Source organism: Spirosoma pulveris, assembly GCF_054781875.1.
In genome coordinates this window covers 1449819-1469115 of the sequence record NZ_BAAGTO010000001.1, presented here as the reverse complement: position 1 = coordinate 1469115, position 19297 = coordinate 1449819, and the positions used below count along the sequence as shown (strand labels likewise).

Here is a 19297-nt window from a genome sequence, read left to right as displayed (position 1 = left end):
ACTAACCGGTCAACCAACCGGGCCTTTGCCTAAAATTCTGGTAACAATATGCTGGTTATCAGAAGTGTTTAGTAAACTTATGGTCTTGGCGTTGCCCGTCATTGGGCAACGGAAAATCGGTTATTTATTCCTCCACGTTCCATGAACTATTATTTACTTACCTGTCTGATTATTTTTTGTAAACTTTCCGTTAGCGCGCAAAACGCAACCAATCCTGTCGAAGCGCTGCACTTCATTAAATTAGGTAATACGCTCAGGATGGTTGACAGACCACAGCAGGCCATTGACTTGGTTCTCCGGGCCCTGCCCGCTGTGCAATCGAAAGATGTTTATCTGGAGGCCGTCGCTTATGAGAACCTCGGATTTGCCTACACGGATCTGGAAAATAGCCAGACGGCACTGAGCTACTTTTACAAGGCACATAACTTGTATCAAAAACTGAATTACGGCGCTAGTGCAGCCGCCATGCGCCAACTGATTGGCGAAATGTCGGGTAAGGAGTTGTACGCAGGCATCGATATCGGGGCATCGGGCGTTAAACTGGCTATTTTTAGGTCAGTTTATGAGAACGGATTTTATAATAAAGACATTAAGGTCAAACCTCTTGCGCCAAACGTAACCCTGGTGTCCGGCACCCCGCAATCGTTTAAAGATGGGCAGGACGTTATGAAAGCCTATATGGACTCCATCAGGCGGTATAAAATTCCTGCCGATCACACCTACATTGCATTTAGCAGTGGGATCAATGAAACGTTGGGAAAAACACCGGCCCGAAAGAATAAACTATACGAACTGTTTTCGTCGCTGGTGAGCAGCAGCGCGTCTGGTGGTGACAGCCTTCGCATAGATACTACATTGACGGCTGCCCGCGAAGCCGAACTGTTTTTGATTGGCTCCATTCCCCGGCGGTTGTGGGTCGCCACTTCCTGCATTGACATTGGCAGTGGTAATACCAAGGGTGGCTATTATGATAATGGGCGAAGGTTTCATGCGGTGAGTTTGCCGTATGGTACCAAAACGCTGGCCAATCTGATTGACCGTAATCGGTCCTTGCCTATAGACGCCTACAAAGAAGAGGCTAAACGGGTTATGAAGATGATTGCCGACACCGCAGTAAATGTTGAATTTAACACGGCCAGCCCTGGTTTACACCAGCGCAAAACGGTGGCCATCGGCGGGGGAATTGCCTGGGCCATGACCGTGTATCTGCATCCAGAAAAAGCCGGTACCACCGCCGTACCGCTGACATTGAGTGATGCGCAGCGATTTGCCCGCCTGGCCATGACCGATTATCAGAGTCTGATTCAGCCCGATTTGACCGATTTAGCGGACCCCGTTGTGCGCCGGAAAGCCGAAGCGGATATTGCTAATGTCCAGAATCAATTCAATGAGAAGCAATTGATTGCAGGGGCTCTGTTACTGGAATCTGTATTTCGGGCCTACGCCAATACATCCATACCCAAACGGTTCGTATTTATCCGGGATTCAGACATTAGCTGGGTAGCGGGTAAGTTTCTGGAATCCCTCAACCAGAGCTACGAGCAGGCTGTAGTCAAAAGTGCCCGCTAGCAGTTTGGACATCAGGTCAGCAACTGGCCTGATGTCCAGACGCCTTTTACCCGCAGGTCCTTATCCAGGCGTACCAGATTTGCCAGGTAACCCGGTTGAATTTTGCCGAGCTGGTCGCCCAGGCTGATAATTTCGGCCGGAACGGTCGACGCCATGCGTAAGGCACTGGTAAGGGGAATCCCAGCTTGTTCTACGGCAATCTTAACGCAGTCAATCAACGTAATGGCCGACCCGGCCAGATTGCCCTCATTGTTGACGTAGCGACCGGGTCCGCTGGTATCGGGCTCGTAGTGGACCACAAATTGACCGAGTTCAAACGTTGGTCGGGGCGGGTTGGCAAAGAGCGCGTCAGAAATGAGGAAGAGACGTTCGCCCAGCAGCCGGTAAGCAATACGGATGGTGGTTGGGTTGCAGTGGTAGCTGTCGGCAATGATACTGGCATACACGGTGGGATGGTCGAAAACGGCCCCCACCACACCGGGTTCACGGCTTTCGTAGCCACGCATGGCATTATACAAGTGTGTTGCCAGTGGAATTCCATCGTTGAAAGCCGCCGTGGCTTGCTGATAGGTTGCGTTGCTGTGCCCGAGCGATAACAGCGTATTTGAATCCTTTAACGCCTTGATCGTTGCGAATTGGGTAGGCGTAAGTATCTCCGGAGCTAAGGTAAGAATTCGGATAACATCGGCATTGGCGCTGAAAAGGGTTTCCAGCTCACCGTCCGCCGGCGTGCGAACGTAGGCTGTACTGTGGGCTCCCCGTTTGATCGGATTAAAATAAGGCCCTTCAATATGGATGCCCGGTACGCCGAATGGGTTCTCCTTCCGAACAGCCTGCACAGCCGCCATCGAATCCCGCATAACGTCGAGCGAGGTCGAGTGAATGGTTGGGAGCAGGGTAGTGGTGCCATTTCGGGCGTGGGCGTTATAAATGTGCCGAACGGTTTCGGGAGTTGGCTGGTCGTTCAGAAATAGCGTTGATCCCCCGTAAAGCTGTAGGTCAATCAGGCCCGGTATCAAATAATCTCCATCAACATCAATGACTGTGTCTGTGTCATCGGTGGTATTGGAAGCCGATGCGGCCGGGCTAATTTCAGTAATACGATCGTTGCTGATTTTTACCGAACTGCCCGGTAACCAGTCGGTTCCGGTAAAAATATGCGCATTTACAAATTTATACGACATTGGGGTTGGGTCTGAATTAGGACTGGTCCGGTAAATGATGGCTGGAATGTAGTCGATTTTTCGTTTTTTTGCGAACTATTTCATGTGAGTACCAACCTGTTTTTCTTTTGAACGCCGTTCGTTTAACTCCCCCCGCCACGCTGGCCAAGCCGGGACCTTCCAGTCCGGAACCTTCCAGTACGGAACCCTCCAGTCTGGAAATTGGTCAGGATCATCTACTCCGGGCTACGATTCCCCTGGCCTCATCGAAGAGTGAAAGTAATCGCGCTTTAATTATCGACGCGCTTACCGGTTTTCGCTGCGATCTGCAAAACCTTTCAACCGCCCGCGATACCCAGACGATGATTCGGCTGCTGAAAGCCGAGGACGACACCGCCGATGTGCTGGATGCCGGCACTACCATGCGGTTTCTGACCGCTTATTTCAGTGTAACGGGGCAGCATAAAACGATGACGGGCACGCCCCGGATGTGTGAGCGCCCAATCGGTATTCTGGTGGATGCCCTGCGGGCGCTGGGTGCCGATATTGCGTACCTGAAAAATGAAGGGTACCCTCCGCTTCAAATCAACGGGTTTGCGGCCTCCGCTGAATCGACCAACCGGCTCAGCATTCGTGGCGATGTAAGCAGTCAGTATATTTCGGCACTGGTTATGATTGCTCCGTTACTGCCTAATGGATTGACGCTGGAATTGACCGGCGCTATCGGCTCCCGACCGTATATAGAGATGACACTGGAGCAGATGCGTTATTTCGGGGCCGATGTTCGGGCAGATTGGGAAGCAAAAACGATAACGGTTGCTCCCCGGCCATACGTGCCGAAACCCTATGCTATTGAGTCGGACTGGTCAGGAGCCAGTTACTGGTACAGTGTGGCTGCATTGGCAACGGATGAAACGGCTGAAATAAATTTGCTGGGTCTTAAAGCCAAATCCTTACAGGGCGACAGTGCCATTGTAGCGATTATGCGTTCTTTAGGTGTGGAAAGCACCTTTACGGATACGGGCGTTCGGCTAACGAAAGCCCCGACGCATCAATCCCTGGCCTGGGACTTTACCGATTGCCCGGATCTGGCCCAAACCGTTGCCGTTTGTGCAGCCGTAAAAGGCGTTGTTCTGCGAATGACAGGTATCGAAAGCCTGAAGATTAAAGAAACCGACCGAGTGGCTGCGCTACAGGCCGAATTGCAGAAAATTGGTGCAGAGCTGGTAGAGCTCGAAGCCAATCATTTGTATGAAGTTCATCGGCTGGCCGTTGCTCCTCCCGGTCCGGCAACCATTGACACCTACGACGACCACCGAATGGCCATGGCCTTTGCCCCCGTGGCCATGCAACAGGAAATCATCATCGACGAGCCGGGTGTCGTAGCTAAATCATACCCTTCTTTCTGGGAAGATATGGCGCGCGTAACAGCGGTCGAGTTTATAAACGAATAGCTTGCTGAGCCTGCAAATAGAAGCGGAAAGCCGGTACAGGATGAAATTCACCTTGTACCGGCTTTCCGCTTCCGGGCGTTATGAAGTGGTGCTGCTACTTTCTCCAGACACGGAGAGGTGTTTTTTAAATGGGCTGGAGGTAGGCAGGGTAATGCGAAAGGTTGTGCCTTTGCCAATGGTAGACTCTACTTCGATAGAACCGTGGTGTAACTCGATAATACGTTGTGTGAGGGCTAGCCCAATGCCATGCCCACTGATAGTCATCGTCGATTCGGACCGATAAAAGGGCTCAAAAATATGGACAATGTCGCTTTGGGAGATTCCATACCCATGATCGCTGAAGGTGAGGACGATCTTTCCGGGCTTGAACAAAATCCGGACAGACATTCTATTGTCGGGGGAATATTTACAGCCGTTCTCCATTAAGTTTTGAAACGCTGTCTGCAAGAGTGACTCTTCGCCAACAATAACCAGTTCTTCTTCCTGAACGGGCAGATTATCGAAGTCAATGTCGATCTGATAATCAGTTTTTTTGCTGACGATCAGACTTTGGGCCTGCCATAATAATTCATCGATACGGACAGGCTGGTAATTCAACGTGACGATGTCAGAATTAGCTCTGGCCAGTTCGAGGAGGCCATTGACCAGGCGAATCATACTTTTAACTTCTTCGAGCAGGGCGTCGAATGCCACTTCGTACTCTTCGGTCGTACGCGCCTGTAATCGAGTTACTTCGATTTGGCCCATCATCACGGTCAAAGGCGTTCGCAACTCGTGCGATGCATGCGAAACGAAACTCTTTTGCAGGACAAACGCTTCTTCGAGTCGCGTAAGCAGATCGTTGAAAGTACGTGCCAGATCGGCTAGCTCATCACGCTGGCGACCCACACTCAACCGCTGGTGAATGTTGGTTGCCGAGATGGCGTTGACCTGGGTAATCAGTTCAGCTACCGGCCTGAGGGCATCGGTAGCAAACAGATATCCCGAAATGCCGACAATGATCAGGCTCAGCAGCCAGCCCGAAAATAAGATCTCCCGTAGCCGGACGAGTTTTGTGAGTCCATAGCGGTCATTACCCGAGGCAACGATCAATAATTTTTCCCCACGCCCGTTAAGGTGAAGTACGCCAACGGCTTCCAGATCGCCAATGCGAATGTACTGAAATTGACGAAGGGTTATTTTGCGCAGAAAGTCGGGCGTTACCGGGAAGCGGGGCCGTTGGTTTCCCTGATTGAACAGTACCCTTCCCTGTATGTTATAAACGGTTACCTGTTCGTTGGTGATAACGGGTAAGTCGGCCTGCGGCACTTCGCCCACATCTTCGCGAAGGCGAATCGTGGTAAAGGCTTTTTCCTGAAGACGCTGCTGGAATTCCTGCTCCCTGAACTGATCATAGAGGTAATAAACCGAAACCGTAAAGAGCAGCACGATCGAAGCGACCAGCAGCACAAACAGCAGTGTCAGGCGCGTGCGGATATTCATCTTTTAAGGAGTTAGGAGTCAGAAGCGAGAAGTCAGGAGTTGCTAACGCGTCAGCCCTCCTCGCTCTTCACTTCTAACTCCTAATACTACTATCAATTACTCTTCCTTCAACATATACCCCATACCAATTACAGTATGGATGAGTTTGGTGGGGAAGTCTTTATCGATTTTTTTGCGTAGAAAATTGACATACACATCAATTACGTTTGTGCCGGTATCGAAATGGATGTCCCAAACCTTTTCGGCAATGTCTACGCGAGAGACCACCCGGCCCCGGTTGCGCATCAGGTAGTCGAGCAGGCCAAACTCTTTGGCGGTAAGCTCAATCCGTTTATCACCCCTTCGGGCTACTTTTTCATTCAGATCAAGTTCGAGGTCAGCTACTTTCAGAACATTGGCCTGCATACCCGCATCGCTGCTTCGCTTCGTTAAGGCCCGCAGCCGCGCCATCAACTCCCGGAATTCAAAGGGTTTGACCAGATAGTCGTCGGCACCGGCTTCAAAACCTGTGAGTTTATCATCTACAGATCCCATTGCCGTTAGCATGAGTACGGGCGTGCGATTTTTTTCCTGCCTGATTGACTGAACAACATCGAAGCCGTTCATTTTGGGCAGATTAATATCCAGTACAATAACGTCGTAAAGATTATTGAGAGCCATATTCCGCCCTACCTGGCCGTCATACGCTACATCTACTTCACAAGATTGTTCCTCCAGCCCTTTCTTGACAAACGAAGCCAATTTAGGCTCGTCTTCTACTACCAGAATCTTCATATCGGCAACATACATAGCTATCGGCTGATTTAAAAACGGCAGAATAAAATATTTACTTAATGAGACACAGCCTGGCGAAAATAGCTCTATTAATGCCGGCAAATGCGTTGCTCAATCGAGCAATCAAAACTCGCTGCCCCGTCTTAAAAGCAATTGAAAACAGAATTAAAAGGCTGTTAAATTACTTTGGACAAAAACTAAAGAAAATACAAAAAAGCCGCTCCGAATGTCGGGGCGGCTTTCCGCTTCTATCCACACCATTTCAAGATGAACGACCGAGCGGCCGTCACATCTTGATGTTCAACCTTCCCTTTGTAAAGGATTGTTATGCTAAAGTAAGCAATTTCTTTATATACGGTAGAAACGTATATCTTTTTCTACGTATAAGACACTACAAATGTTGCAACATCTTTTCAATAAAACGTGAAAAGCCGGTTAAAATTATTTGGTGTTGCGCAAAAAAGGGAATCAGGATTAAATGTCACTGAATTTCTGCCGATAGAAAGCGTAGAAAATGAGTGGAAATATAAAAAGAGTTAACAAAGTAGCCGTAATCAGCCCACCAATGACGACAATAGCCAGTGGTTTAGCCGTTTCGGAGCCAATACCGTGCGAAATAGCTGCTGGAATCAGGCCAATACCAGCCATCATGGCCGTCATGACGACCGGGCGTATACGGGAAACAACTCCTTCCCGAATAGCGTCGTTTAAAGGCAATCCATTCCGTAAGTTTTTCTTGAAAACTGATATCAGGATCACCCCATTCTGAATACAGATACCAAAGAGGGCAATGAAGCCAATACCTGCCGATATGCTAAAATTAACATGGGTGAGCAGCAACGCGGCAATGCCGCCAATGATCGCAAAAGGTACGTTGAATAAGACCAGACCAGCGTCTTTAACATTGCCGAAAAGAACGAACAGAATAAAGAAGATAGCCAGTAAACTGATAGGCACCACCTGGGCCAAACGAGCAGTAGCGCGTTGTTGGTTCTCAAAATCACCGGCCCATTTGGCAGTATACCCTGCCGGAAGTTTTACGTGGGCCAGTACTTTTTGCTGAGCTTCGGCCACCGCACTGCCCATATCGCGACCCCGGACCGAAAACTTCACCGCTCCATATCGCTGCCCACCTTCCCGGAAAATCAATACCGGGCCGGTTTGGGTGTAAACATTCGCAATCTCCTTGATGGGGATCATACTGCCGTTTTCAGTAGGGACCATCAACTGACTAATCTGTTGCTCGCTGGAACGAAAAGGCCTGTCATACCGAATGCGCAGGTCAAACTTTCGCTCACCTTCATAGATCTGCGTGGCAGCTTTACCGCCAATGGCCATTTCAATGACAGCCTCGGCATCGGATTTGTTGACGCCGTATAAAGCCAGTTTCTGTTCGTCGAGCTCAATGCGCATTTCTGGCTGGCCGGTGGTGCGAATCACACCCAGATCTTCGATCCCCTGAACGGTGGCGAGCTGGTTCCTGATTTCGCCCGCTTTAGCTTCCAGAATGGTCTGGTCCGGGCCGTAGATTTTGACGGCTATGGAGCCTTTAACGCCCGAAACAGCTTCTTCTACATTGTCCATAATGGGTTGTGAGAAGCCAAAATTTACGCCGGGAAAAACACTGAGTTTTTCCTGCATTTTCTCCACTAATTCTTCCTTCGTTAGTCCGCTTTTCCAGTCATCCTGCGGATAAATATCGACCAGAAATTCAATGTTATAGAAACCCGTTGGGTCGGTTCCATCATTAGGTCTGCCCGTCTGAGAAATGACGCCTTTTACTTCCGGGAACTGTTCAAAAATATGGCGCATCTGTACACTTTGCTTGACCGATTCGGGCAGCGAAATACTCATGGGCATGGTGGCCCGCACGTAAATGGAACCCTCGTTCAATTCGGGCAAAAATTCAGTACCGAGCAAGGTAAAACCCGACAGGCCAACCAGAACTAGCAAGCCCGTAAATATGATGCTTAATTTCTTGTGCGCAAACGTAAAGCCAAAGAGCCGGGTCGAATAGTTCGTGACGAAATTGACGAACGGATTATGCTTTTCCCGAACGTTCTTTTTCAACAGTATGCTCGCCAGAACCGGAACGAGTGTCAGGGTGAATATGAGGGCACCCAGCAACGCAAACCCCAGCGTCCAGGCCAGTGGTGAGAACATTTTACCTTCTACTTTCTGAAAGGAAAAGATCGGAATCAGACAGGTAATGATAATGGCCTTCGAGAAGAAAATGGCTTTCCCCATTTCAGTACCTGTTCGGCGGAGGATGCCCAGCTTGGCAAGACGGTTAAATTTAGCCATGCCCTGTTGGTGGGCCAGTTCGTCGAGCGTTACGAAAATACCCTCCACCATCACAACGGCACCATCAACGATGATCCCAAAGTCAATGGCACCCATCGAAAGTAAATTTGCCGACATGCCCTTGAGCCGTAAACAGATGAATGCAAACAACAGGGCAAGGGGAATCACGATCGAAACGGTAATCGTGGTACGCCAGTCGGCCATGAAGATAAATACGATAACCGTTACGAAGATGATGCCCTCGATCAGGTTGTGCGTTACCGTGTGGGTGGCGAAATTGATGAGCGTTTCCCGGTTATAAAAGGTATTGATCTGAACGTCTGTGGGCAGGATGCTGGTGTTCAGTTCATTAATCTTATCCTTTACCCGCTCAATAACCTCACTCGGGTTTTCGCCCTTGCGCATGATAATGATGCACTCTACTTCGTCATCTTTTTTATCACGTCCGGATTGGCCGAGTCGAGGTAAAGCAGATTCTGAAACCTGCGCGACATTATGAACCGTGATGGGCGTCCCTTTGATGTTCTTAACGATGATGTTCTGGATATCCTGCTGATTTTTCAACAGCCCAATACCCCGAACTACATAGGCTTCCGAGTTTTTTTCGATGACATCGCCACCCACATTTACATTGGCATTGGCAACGGCCTGGTAGAGTTGGAGGGGGGTGATGTTATAATCGATCAACCGACGTGGATCAACCGAAATCTCATAGGTTTTCACTTCTCCGCCGAAGCTAACCACATCGGCCACGCCCGGCACACTCTTTAGCTGCCGGTCAATGACCCAGTCCTGTATCGTTTTCAACTCGCGCGCCGTACGGGTCGACGACTGGAGGGTATAGCGAAAAATCTCGCCCGTTGGGCCGTAAGGCGGCTGTACGTCCGGCCGAATACCTTCGGGTAATTCAATGCCACTGAGCAGGTTGTTTACCTGCTGCCGGGCAAAGGCATCATCGGCCCCATCATCGAACAGTATCTTAACGACAGATAGTCCAAAGAGGGAAGTCGAGCGTATATCGGTCCGTTTTTGAACGGAGTTCAGGCCTATTTCTATCGGGATTGTCACGAACTTTTCAACTTCCTCCGCCGACCGGCCCGGCCATTGCGTGATAAGGGTAATCTGGGTATTCGTTACATCGGGAAAGGCCTCAATCGGGGTATTCTGATAGCTGATAATGCCGGCAACAACGGACAGCGCCGTCAGAAAGAAAATAAAAAATTTATTCTTCAGTGAGAAGGAAAGTATGCTTTTGATGAATTTGTTCATACCAGCTATTGTGTACGACTTTGTTGTGTACAAAAGTGCCGGGCCGAACTTAAATTGGGCTTAACCTGCTGTTAAAAGTGAGTTAAATAAGTAGTGATCTTTCTCAATTGATTCTAATTGTTTTATTTATATTATTGATAATCAGCATATTGACATACTGCCTTTAGCGCAGCCAGATGACAGAGAGGAGTATATTTCTTTAGAGTTCTTAAAAAAAGCGCTGTATAGAGGAGTTCAATTCGGCCTGCTGAAGCAGCTGTTCCTAACTGGATAAAGGCTAACTTTTTATGCCAATAAGCCGTTTGTTGCGTTTAGAAGGTACTTCAGTTTTCTACAGTGCTTAATTAACTCAACAAGTATGTCTGACATTCAATCAAACTTTGGCTTTGCTTCCAGTAAAGAAGAAACATCATTAATTGAAGACCCCATAAACCCTTTACCCAGAGCTGTTTTGCGGCCAAATACCCACTGGTTACTCGATGGCGAGTGGCAGTTTTCTCTGGACCCCAAAGACACGGGACTACGTGACAGATGGTACCTGGGTCATTCATACGACGGGGTTGCCCAGTGGCCGGGTTCGATAGAAGCACATATGGCCTATGCCAGAGGTCAGGAGAGTCCGGTGATCTGGCACGATAAAGTAATTGCCTGGTATGAACGGGAGTTTTCGCTGCCGGAACGCAGCGAGCCTCTTTCCCGCTCTATTATTCAGTTAACGTTTGGTGCCTGCGGGTACGAAACACGGGTATGGCTCAACGGCCACCCACTTAGCACCATTGAGGGAGATGAGGTTCACTATGGCGAGTATACCTCCTTTTCCTACGAACTGGCTGATGAATACCTCCGGCCTACAAACCGCCTGACCGTCCGTATTGCGGATACCATGGATGCCGAAACCCCGCGCGGAAAGCAGGAGTCGCACGTCTACAAACGAGGAGGCATCTGGTACCAGACCTATACGGGTGCCGTGCGTTCTGTGTGGCTGGAAACCGTTGAACGAAACCGTTTGCGGTCCAGGGTAGGGGTGGTAAGCACCATTGAAGACCGTCTGGTACGCTTTACGCTGACCATTCGTATTCATGATCCGGGCAACTATGTGTTACGGCTTCAGGTCTTCGAGCGAAAAGGACCCGAATCGGCAACACCGCTGGCAACGTCCGATTTCCCGTTGCGACTGGAAGCCGGGCAGAAACAGCAACGGGTGTCTATGGAGGTGCCGGGGGCGGAGCTTTGGTCAACGGAAACACCGGTTCGCTACCGGCTCGTGGCTCAGTTGATTGATTCGGAAGGGCATATTGCTCAGATAGAAACGCAGTTTGGCCTTCGTAAAATAGAAGCCCGCGGCCGTTACATCTACCTGAACAACAAGCCAATCTATCTTGACGGGATTCTGTATCAACCCGGTACCGCCACCTACGAAGAGATGAAGCGGCATATGAAGGCGATGAAAGAGTTGGGCTGCAATCTGGTTCGGGTACACATTGCCGGTATTGATCCCCGAATTTATAACCTGGCCGATAAACTGGGTTTGTTGCTTTGGGTGGAGGTACCCAGCCCCCACAGTTCCACAACCCGCAGCCGCCAGAATCACCGGGCGGAGCTGATGCGGATGCTGGCCCTCATTGGAACGCACCCGTCGGTCGTGATCTGGAGCTTATATAATGAAGACTGGGGCGCGCAGGATATTGCCACCAATCCCGAAACCCGTGAGTACATCATGAACATGTACCATTTCATGCAACTGGCCTTCCCGCAGTTTCTGGTGGTTGACAACGACGGCTGGCAGCATATTTCGTTCGAAGGGCGACTCAAGTCCGATCTGCTCACGGCACACCTCTACACCCCCGACCTGGGCCATTGGCAGAACCTCCTCGACCGGCTGGTTGCCGGGGATCTGGAGGCCGTCGCTGCGTTTCCGCTGGTAGTTGGCGATCCATTCTTTTACCGGCGCCAGGTGCCCCTGATCGTGAGTGAATGGGGAGGTTTCGGCTTTGCCAACTACGGCGGGCCGCAGGATGCCGAAGATCGCACCGAGCGCATTCGCCTGTTCAAGCAGGAAATGCGGAAACGCTCCATTGCGGGTGATGTGTACACGCAAGCTACCAATATTGAAGATGAGCGCAATGGGCTCATTGACCCGCAAACCGGCGAACTCAGCGTACCGGCCGGATTGCTGGCTACCGGTGGCTACGAGAACATGCCCAATGTAGCCTTGTAAGCAGTTCAGAAGAGGAATCGCCCGATGTCTTCCCTAATTCTGTACAGGCTATCAGTAATTATATACGACAAAATGGATGCATCGGGCTGACCTTTGTGTTATACCATCAAAGACACAGAAATCATGGAAACTTTAAAATTCAAGACCAATATAAAGTGTGGTAACTGCATTGCTACCGTCACCCCATTTCTGAACGAAGCCGTTGGGGAGGGGAACTGGGAAGTGGATGTAAAAGACCCTAAAAAAGTGCTGACCGTTTCAACTGCAACGGCCGATACAGTACGTCAGGCCATTGAAAAGGCTGGCTATAAAGCTGAGCCCCTAAACTAAAAAAGCCATGACCGTTGCCGATACAGACCGAAAGTCCGATTCAGGGCTTTCGGCCGGGGAAATCAGGAAAACGTATCCCGTGCTGGAAATGTCCTGCGCGGCTTGTGCCGTTAGTGTTGAATCCATCCTGCAACACACACCCGGTGTGCGTGCCGCCGGGGTGAACTATGCCACGCAAACGGCCTGGGTTCAGTTCAATCCGGCTACCGTGACACCCACCGAACTGCAAACCGCCGTTCGGGAAATGGGCTACGATATTATTATCGAAACGGAAGAGACGGGTGTCGATGCCCGGCAGGTTCAGGAAGAGGCCCAGCAACAGCGGGTGCAGCGCCTGAAACAGCGAACGATCTGGGCCTTGATCCTGTCGTTGCCCGTGGTGGTGATCGGTATGTTTTTTATGGACCAGATACCCTACAGCAATTACGTCATGATGGCCCTCTCGGCACCCGTTGTGTTTGGGCTGGGGCGGTCGTTTTTTGTCAATGCCTGGAAACAGGCCCGGCATGGCACTGCCAACATGGATACGCTGGTGGCACTGAGTACGGGTATAGCTTTTCTATTTAGTGCCTTTACCACACTCAACCCGGATTTCTGGCACAGTCGGGGCGTCCACCCACACGTTTATTTCGAGGCAGCATCGATCGTGATTACCTTTATCATGCTGGGTAAACTGCTCGAAGAGGGGGCCAAGTCAAATACGTCATCGGCTATTAAAAAGCTAATGGGCCTACAGCCAAAAACGGTTCATCTGGTGGTGGGCGATACCGAACAGGAAATTCCAATTGCTTCCGTACAGGTTGGGAATCTGCTGCTGGTTCGGCCGGGTGAGAAAATTCCGGTCGATGGCCGGGTGGCGTCGGGGCAGTCGTATGTCGATGAAAGCATGATCAGTGGGGAGCCCGTACCGGTTGAAAAACTAGCCGGTGCTTCGGTCTTTGCCGGGACTATCAATCAGAAAGGAAGTTTTCGCTTTCATGCCGAAAAGGTAGGGGCCGATACACTGCTCGCGCAAATTATCCGGCTGGTTCAGGATGCACAGGGCAGCAAGGCCCCGGTGCAGCGAACCGTCGACCGGATTGCCGGTGTGTTTGTACCCGTGGTGCTTGGCATTGCCGTGTTGACATTCGTTGTCTGGGCGGTTTTTGGAAGCTATTTCATGCCGGGAACGGATTCGTTAACAACGGCCCTGCTGACATCGGTAACGGTTCTGGTCATTGCCTGCCCCTGTGCATTGGGTTTGGCCACCCCAACGGCCATTATGGTGGGTGTTGGCATAGGAGCCGAAAACAATATCCTGATCAAAGATGCCGAAAGTCTGGAAATTGGGCATACCGTTAACGCAATTGTCCTCGACAAAACCGGAACGATTACCGAAGGAAAACCCGTGGTAACGGATCTACGCTGGTTCGTTGAGGCCAACCAGCAGCCGCAACTGGAGGCCGTACTTTACGCGCTCGAGAAACAGTCTGAGCACCCGCTGGCCGAAGCGGTCGTTGCTCACCTGACCAAACCAGAACCCGTGCCGTTGGAAACGTTTACCAGTGTTACAGGGCGGGGAGTAAGTGCTCGATATACTAACGGCGTATACCTCGTTGGTAATCCGGCATTGTTAGACGAAAACCAGATTGAAGTATCCGAAGAGTTAACCCGTCAGGCGCTGGAATTACAAAATCAGGCGAAAACGGTGGTGTTTTTCGCCCGCCGGTTGTCGGAAGCTCCCAGGGGAGAGGTGCTGGCTATCCTTGCCATTACCGATCCTGTCAAAGCCAGCTCGAAGCAGGCCATCGACCGGCTGGCGAGTCAGGGTATTGCCGTCTATATGCTAACCGGCGATAACGCCCAGACCGCAGCCGCTGTAGCCAAACAGGTAGGTATCAGCCAGTATAAAGCTGAAGTAATGCCCTCTGATAAGGCGGCTTTTGTGCGTGAGTTGCAGGCTTCGGGAAAAATCGTAGCGATGGTCGGCGACGGCATCAACGATTCGGAGGCACTGGCTCAGGCCGATGTCAGCATTGCGATGGGGAAGGGGTCCGATATTGCCATGGACGTGGCCCGAATGACGCTGATCACGTCCGATCTGACCAGCGTACCCAGGGCGCTTCAGTTGTCGAAGCAAACAGTTAGGGTCGTTCGCCAAAACCTGTTCTGGGCATTTATTTATAATCTGATCGGTATACCCATTGCCGCCGGGGTTCTTTATCCGGCCTTTGGCTTTCTGCTAAACCCGATGATTGCCGGCGCTGCCATGGCCCTAAGTTCGGTATCGGTGGTTAGCAACAGTCTGCGTTTGCGGGGTATACGGTTGTAACGATGCCATTTTCCACTTTTAAGAAAGGATTAGGAGAATCATCCGTTCAAAAACAAAAAAGCCCGACCAGTTTGCTGGTCGGGCTTTTTCATGATCTATTAGCGTATTCGCGGTATTATTTACCAACAGTACCACGCAGAGCACGTGGGATTTCGATGCTGGCTACGGGGTTTGACCCTTCTTCAAGCATCTCGATATTTTTTACCGGGATTTGACCAACACGGACAGATTTGCCCAGATCAAGACCAGATACGTCTACATCGATAAAATCAGGGATGTTTTCAACAGTACCTTTCACGCGCAGTTTACGAACGCGCGTTACCAGCTTACCACCTTTTTGTACCCCTGGCGCTGTGCCAACTAACCGAACTGGAACAGCAATTTTGATTGGTTTTTTATCCGTTACCAACAGGAAGTCGGCGTGCAGCAGCACGTCACTCACTGGGTGGAATTGTGCTTCCTGAAGAATAGCCCGGTATTCAGCGCCCTCAATGTTGAGTGCTACTTCAAAAATATTGGGCGTATAAATCAAATCACGGAACAGAATAGCCGGGGCATAAAAATGCACCTGCTCTTCTCCACCATATAACACGCATGGAACATTGCCCTCGGCCCGAATCGCCTGTGATTCCGTGCGGCCGAGATTCGCTCGTTGATACCCTACAATCTCGATTTTTTTCATGACTTAAAAATTTAATGAGTGAAAGAACGAATTAGCGAAAGAACGATAGAAGCGGAGATTAGCCGTTCGTTTGCTCATTCACTCGTTCGTTCTTCAGTATTTTATAAACAGTGAACTAATAGATTCGTGGTCACGAATGCGTCCGATGGCTTTGGCAAATAACTCGGCCACCGACAGTACTCTTATTTTTTCATTGGTCTGCTTCAACGGTAACGTATCCGCAACGACTAACTCCTGCAATACTGAGCCAGCAATGTTCTCATGGGCTTTGCCCGACATAATTGGGTGGGTACATACCGCCCGAACGGACAGGGCCCCTTTATCCATAATAATCTGGGCCGCTTTCGCCATGGTACCGCCCGTGTCGATCAGGTCATCCACCAGTACCACATTGGCGCCTTCCACATCGCCAATAACCTGCATAGATGCAATCTCATTAGCCCGTTTGCGGTGTTTGTCGCACAGCACAATATCGGCGTTGAAGTGCTTTGCGAATGTACGGGCGCGGTTGGCACCACCCACATCCGGCGACGCTACAACCAGATTTTCCAAATTCAGACTCCGGATGTACGGTACAAAAACCGAGGTACCTTCCAAGTGGTCGACGGGAAAGTCGAAGAAACCCTGAATCTGCCCGGCATGAAGGTCAATGGTCATCAACCGGTCGACACCCGATGCGGCCAGCATATTGGCAACCAGTTTGGCCGCAATCGATACCCTGGGCTTGTCTTTCCGGTCCTGGCGGGCGTACCCGAAATAGGGGATCACCACGGTTACATAGTGGGCCGAGGCACGCCGGGCGGCATCGACCATCAGCATCAGTTCCAGCAGGTTGTCGCCGGGAGGAGGTGTCGACTGAATGAGAAATACATCGCAGCCCCGAACGGATTCCTCAAAACTGGGTGACATTTCGCCATCGCTGAACCGCCGGCAGGTATAACCACCTAAGTCCTTGCCGTAATAGTGAGCAATCTTTTCTGCCAGATATGTGGATTGACTACCAGAAAAAATCTTGACGGGGTTAAACGAAGCCATGAGTGCCAGACAAATTTCCCGCAAAGGTACGGAAAAAACGGGCAGAATACCGGTTTGCCGTTAAGTTTCTTTACGAATCGGGTACCACCGTAAGATTAACGGGGACAAACCAGTCGCTAGAAAGACCCATAAATAGGCACCAAAAAACAAAACAATTCGACAAACAATAACTTAAAGAGGTATGGAAGTTCCCACTACTACCCTGGTGATAGAGTCTATACCAAAACCGTCGGTAAGCGTCAATTCGAGTCAGTTAACGGACTTACTTGCCCGGATTCATGCCCTTGCGGCTGAAACCGATAATGAGAAGACATTTCCGGACGAAGCATTCAACGAATTGGCTAACGCGGGCCTATTGGCGGTTACGTTACCGAACCATCAGCTCGACGGTCAACTACCCCGGATGGCCGGGCTGTTGCAGTTGCTGAAGCGGATCGGGGCGGCTAATCTGGCGGTTGGGCGGGTCTATGAAGGACACATCAATGCCTTGAGTTTGATCCGTCAGTACGCCACACCAACGCAAAAAAAGACTTGGTTTGCCGATGTAAGTCAGCATCATCGTTTGTTCAGTGTCTGGAACACCCAGGCTGCCGACGGCGTAAAAATCCACCCTCTTGGGAATGGGCGTTACCGGCTTGAAGGATCAAAAACGTTTTGCTCCGGCGCGGGCTCCATCCAGCGGCCACTTGTCACAGGGCAGCTCGTCGGCGGTTCAAAAGCGGGCTGGCAAATGTGCATCGTTCCTACCGAGCGAGTGCAGCCAATTCCGCAGGATGATCGGTTCTGGCAACCCCTGGGTATGCGGGCCTCTATTAGCTATAAGCTGGACTTTACCGGCGTAGAAATTGATGAAGAGGATCTGCTGGGGCAACCCGACGATTATTATCGGCAACCATATTTTAGTGGAGGGGCTATTCGGTTTGCGGCCGTTCAGCTGGGTGGGGCAGAAGCTTTGTTCGATGCAACAAGATCGTTTCTAGCGTCGATGGGCCGTACCGATGATGCTTTTCAGCGAACGCGACTGGCTGAAATGGCTTGCCTGATCGAATCGGGCAATCAGTGGATTAACAGCGCCGGGCTGAAAACCGATGAATGGCAGGCCAGGGGAAACAGCGCCGATAAAATTGTCGCCTACGCGAACATGACCCGCACGAACATCGAAGAGATCTGCCTGCGGATAATGCCCCTCGCCGAGCGATCGGTGGGTGCTCGTGGGTTGATGCGTCCGCTGCCATTTGAGCGGATTCACCGTGACCTGACGTTTTACCTCCGGCAACCGGCACCCGATGCCACATTACTCGATATTGGTCGATTTGTTCTTGATACTCAACAAAATGCACATGAACTCTGGCAATGATAAAGCGCACGCTCTGGACGATTTAGCCCGTACGGCCGACCTCGATACCCTTGGGGATACTTTCGTAATTGCCCCGCACCCCGATGATGAATCATTAGGATGCGGAGGGACTATTGCCCAATTGTGCCAACGGGGTTATGCTGTACATGTGCTGTTCATCAGTGACGGCACCATGTCGCACCCCAATTCGGCGAGCTATCCGGCCGAGCGGCTCCGGCAAGTGCGCGAACTGGAAGCGCTGGAAGCGCTCGGTATCTTAGGGGTGCCGACCGGAAATGTCATTTTTATGCGGCAGAAGGATACACGGGTTGCTTTGCCCGACAGCCCTTATTTTTATAATGCAGTCGACTGCATACATGATCTGTTGACGATCTATAAGCCAACAACGGTGCTTGTACCCTGGCGACGCGACCCCCACCGCGACCACCGGGCGAGCTGGCATCAACTGATGGCTGCCGTTGATAAACTTCAGTACAAACCCCGTGTACTGGAATACCTGATCTGGTTGTGGGAATTGGGTACGGAGCAGGACATGCCGGTAGAAAACGAAATGCTGGCATGGCGTATTCCGATCGAATCGGTCATGGACCTGCGCAACCGGGCTATTGCCGCGCATCGCTCGCAGGTTAGCCGGATGATCGACGATGACCCCACCGCTTTTTACCTTTCTCCCGAATTGCTGGAGCATTTCAGGGAGCCGAGAGAATTGTTTCTGGAACAACCTAACCGTGAGCCTCATTATGCCAGCGCCCAGTCTGAGTACCAGCTATTTCGATGATGTCTACCGGGCCAGCAATGACCCCTGGGCTTTTGAAACCAGTCCCTACGAGCGGGCAAAATACGAAGCTACGCTGGCGGCATTGCCTCGTGAACGATATACAAATGCCTTCGAAATCGGGTGTTCTATTGGGGTGCTCAGTCAACTGCTGGCCGATCGGTGTGAGGCCCTGTTAGCCGTTGATGCCAGTGAACTCCCGCTAAAAACGGCCCGTGCCCGGCTGGAGCCCTATAAACAGGTAACTGTTCGGCAACTGAGCATTCCGGATGAGTTTCCTGAGGGGGCGTTCGATTTAATACTGTTATCGGAAGTGGGGTATTACCTGGCTATGGAAGACCTCCAACGGGCGCGCCGAAAAATGCTGGACCAGTTGACCCAAAATGGCCATTTGTTATTGGTTCACTGGACGCCGGTTGTCCACGATTATCCGCTGACGGGTGATCAGGTTCACGACGAGTTCATGAAAATGGCTGGCCCTGATCAACCGCTGAAACATCTGTTGGGGCAGCGCGCAGAAACGTATCGGCTGGATTTGTTTCAAAAGGTCTGAAGTGTAGTACCGACCGTCGCG

The 19297-nt window shown here is 50.8% G+C and carries 14 protein-coding genes; 8 read left to right on the top strand and 6 right to left on the bottom strand.

All coding sequences use genetic code 11. The annotated features are described in order from the left end of the window. The first annotated feature begins 141 nt into the window (after positions 1 to 141). Positions 142 to 1569 (top strand): tetratricopeptide repeat protein, encoded by a 1428-nt coding sequence (locus ACYVJM_RS05980; RefSeq protein WP_461147281.1) that lies wholly within the window; start codon positions 142 to 144, stop codon positions 1567 to 1569. An 11-nt stretch (positions 1570 to 1580) separates the two neighbouring features. Here ACYVJM_RS05980 and nagA read toward each other — a convergent pair whose 3' ends face one another. Continuing rightward, positions 1581 to 2753, bottom strand: coding sequence for an N-acetylglucosamine-6-phosphate deacetylase (gene nagA, locus ACYVJM_RS05975; protein ID WP_461147280.1), 1173 nt, complete (start codon positions 2751 to 2753; stop codon positions 1581 to 1583). Positions 2754 to 2860: 107 nt separating this feature from the next. On the opposite strand from nagA, the gene ACYVJM_RS05970 reads away from it, so the two are divergent. After that, positions 2861 to 4186 carry a 3-phosphoshikimate 1-carboxyvinyltransferase gene (locus tag ACYVJM_RS05970; protein WP_461147279.1) on the top strand — a complete coding sequence of 442 codons (1326 nt, stop codon included), beginning with the start codon at positions 2861 to 2863 and terminating at the stop codon, positions 4184 to 4186. Positions 4187 to 4264: 78 nt separating this feature from the next. Here ACYVJM_RS05970 and ACYVJM_RS05965 read toward each other — a convergent pair whose 3' ends face one another. From ACYVJM_RS05965 to ACYVJM_RS05955, 3 genes are all read right to left on the bottom strand, one after another. Continuing rightward, a complete protein-coding gene (locus tag ACYVJM_RS05965) occupies positions 4265 to 5668 on the bottom strand; it encodes a sensor histidine kinase (protein WP_461147278.1) in 1404 nt (467 codons plus the stop codon). Positions 5669 to 5764: 96 nt separating this feature from the next. Beyond that, positions 5765 to 6442, bottom strand: a complete 678-nt coding sequence (locus tag ACYVJM_RS05960) for a response regulator (RefSeq protein ID WP_461147738.1) — start codon at positions 6440 to 6442, stop codon at positions 5765 to 5767. A 474-nt stretch (positions 6443 to 6916) separates the two neighbouring features. Next, a complete protein-coding gene (locus ACYVJM_RS05955) occupies positions 6917 to 10015 on the bottom strand; it encodes an efflux RND transporter permease subunit (protein ID WP_461147277.1) in 3099 nt (1032 codons plus the stop codon). 358 nt (positions 10016 to 10373) lie between these two features. On the opposite strand from ACYVJM_RS05955, the gene ACYVJM_RS05950 reads away from it, so the two are divergent. The 3 genes from ACYVJM_RS05950 (at position 10374) to ACYVJM_RS05940 (ending at position 14874) form a co-directional block, all read left to right on the top strand. Beyond that, positions 10374 to 12233 (top strand): glycoside hydrolase family 2 protein, encoded by a 1860-nt coding sequence (locus ACYVJM_RS05950; RefSeq protein ID WP_461147276.1) that lies wholly within the window; start codon positions 10374 to 10376, stop codon positions 12231 to 12233. A 123-nt stretch (positions 12234 to 12356) separates the two neighbouring features. Continuing rightward, entirely contained in the window at positions 12357 to 12563 is a 207-nt protein-coding gene (locus tag ACYVJM_RS05945; RefSeq protein ID WP_461147275.1) for a heavy-metal-associated domain-containing protein, read from the top strand. Between the two features lie 7 nt (positions 12564 to 12570). Beyond that, positions 12571 to 14874, top strand: a complete 2304-nt coding sequence (locus ACYVJM_RS05940) for a heavy metal translocating P-type ATPase (RefSeq protein WP_461147274.1) — start codon at positions 12571 to 12573, stop codon at positions 14872 to 14874. Positions 14875 to 14989: 115 nt separating this feature from the next. On the opposite strand, the gene ACYVJM_RS05935 is transcribed toward ACYVJM_RS05940, so the two are convergent. Next, positions 14990 to 15556 carry a 50S ribosomal protein L25/general stress protein Ctc gene (locus ACYVJM_RS05935; RefSeq protein WP_461147273.1) on the bottom strand — a complete coding sequence of 189 codons (567 nt, stop codon included), beginning with the start codon at positions 15554 to 15556 and terminating at the stop codon, positions 14990 to 14992. 93 nt (positions 15557 to 15649) lie between these two features. Continuing rightward, positions 15650 to 16591, bottom strand: coding sequence for a ribose-phosphate pyrophosphokinase (locus ACYVJM_RS05930; protein WP_461147272.1), 942 nt, complete (start codon positions 16589 to 16591; stop codon positions 15650 to 15652). A gap of 181 nt (positions 16592 to 16772) precedes the next feature. Between ACYVJM_RS05930 and ACYVJM_RS05925 the strand changes: the two genes are divergently transcribed. Genes ACYVJM_RS05925 through ACYVJM_RS05915 form a run of 3 tightly spaced genes read left to right on the top strand, consistent with a single transcriptional unit; the run spans position 16773 to position 19276 of the window. Continuing rightward, complete coding sequence (locus ACYVJM_RS05925; protein WP_461147271.1) at positions 16773 to 17948, top strand: acyl-CoA dehydrogenase family protein; 1176 nt, start codon at positions 16773 to 16775, stop codon at positions 17946 to 17948. Further along, positions 17932 to 18726: a PIG-L deacetylase family protein gene (locus ACYVJM_RS05920; protein WP_461147270.1), complete on the top strand. Its 795-nt coding sequence runs from the start codon at positions 17932 to 17934 to the stop codon at positions 18724 to 18726. The genes ACYVJM_RS05925 and ACYVJM_RS05920 overlap by 17 nt, the downstream gene beginning before the upstream one ends. Further along, positions 18689 to 19276 (top strand): class I SAM-dependent DNA methyltransferase, encoded by a 588-nt coding sequence (locus ACYVJM_RS05915; RefSeq protein ID WP_461147269.1) that lies wholly within the window; start codon positions 18689 to 18691, stop codon positions 19274 to 19276. The genes ACYVJM_RS05920 and ACYVJM_RS05915 overlap by 38 nt, the downstream gene beginning before the upstream one ends. Positions 19277 to 19297: the final 21 nt, after the last annotated feature.

Coding starts and splice junctions, on each gene's coding strand:
- ACYVJM_RS05980 (WP_461147281.1), top strand. CDS start 142: ATGAACTATTATTTACTTACCTGTCTGATTATTTTTTGTAAACTTTCC.
- nagA (WP_461147280.1), bottom strand. CDS start 2,753: ATGTCGTATAAATTTGTAAATGCGCATATTTTTACCGGAACCGACTGG.
- ACYVJM_RS05965 (WP_461147278.1), bottom strand. CDS start 5,668: ATGAATATCCGCACGCGCCTGACACTGCTGTTTGTGCTGCTGGTCGCT.
- ACYVJM_RS05960 (WP_461147738.1), bottom strand. CDS start 6,442: ATGAAGATTCTGGTAGTAGAAGACGAGCCTAAATTGGCTTCGTTTGTC.
- ACYVJM_RS05955 (WP_461147277.1), bottom strand. CDS start 10,015: ATGAACAAATTCATCAAAAGCATACTTTCCTTCTCACTGAAGAATAAA.
- ACYVJM_RS05950 (WP_461147276.1), top strand. CDS start 10,374: ATGTCTGACATTCAATCAAACTTTGGCTTTGCTTCCAGTAAAGAAGAA.
- ACYVJM_RS05945 (WP_461147275.1), top strand. CDS start 12,357: ATGGAAACTTTAAAATTCAAGACCAATATAAAGTGTGGTAACTGCATT.
- ACYVJM_RS05940 (WP_461147274.1), top strand. CDS start 12,571: ATGACCGTTGCCGATACAGACCGAAAGTCCGATTCAGGGCTTTCGGCC.
- ACYVJM_RS05935 (WP_461147273.1), bottom strand. CDS start 15,556: ATGAAAAAAATCGAGATTGTAGGGTATCAACGAGCGAATCTCGGCCGC.
- ACYVJM_RS05930 (WP_461147272.1), bottom strand. CDS start 16,591: ATGGCTTCGTTTAACCCCGTCAAGATTTTTTCTGGTAGTCAATCCACA.
- ACYVJM_RS05925 (WP_461147271.1), top strand. CDS start 16,773: ATGGAAGTTCCCACTACTACCCTGGTGATAGAGTCTATACCAAAACCG.
- ACYVJM_RS05920 (WP_461147270.1), top strand. CDS start 17,932: ATGAACTCTGGCAATGATAAAGCGCACGCTCTGGACGATTTAGCCCGT.
- ACYVJM_RS05915 (WP_461147269.1), top strand. CDS start 18,689: ATGCCAGCGCCCAGTCTGAGTACCAGCTATTTCGATGATGTCTACCGG.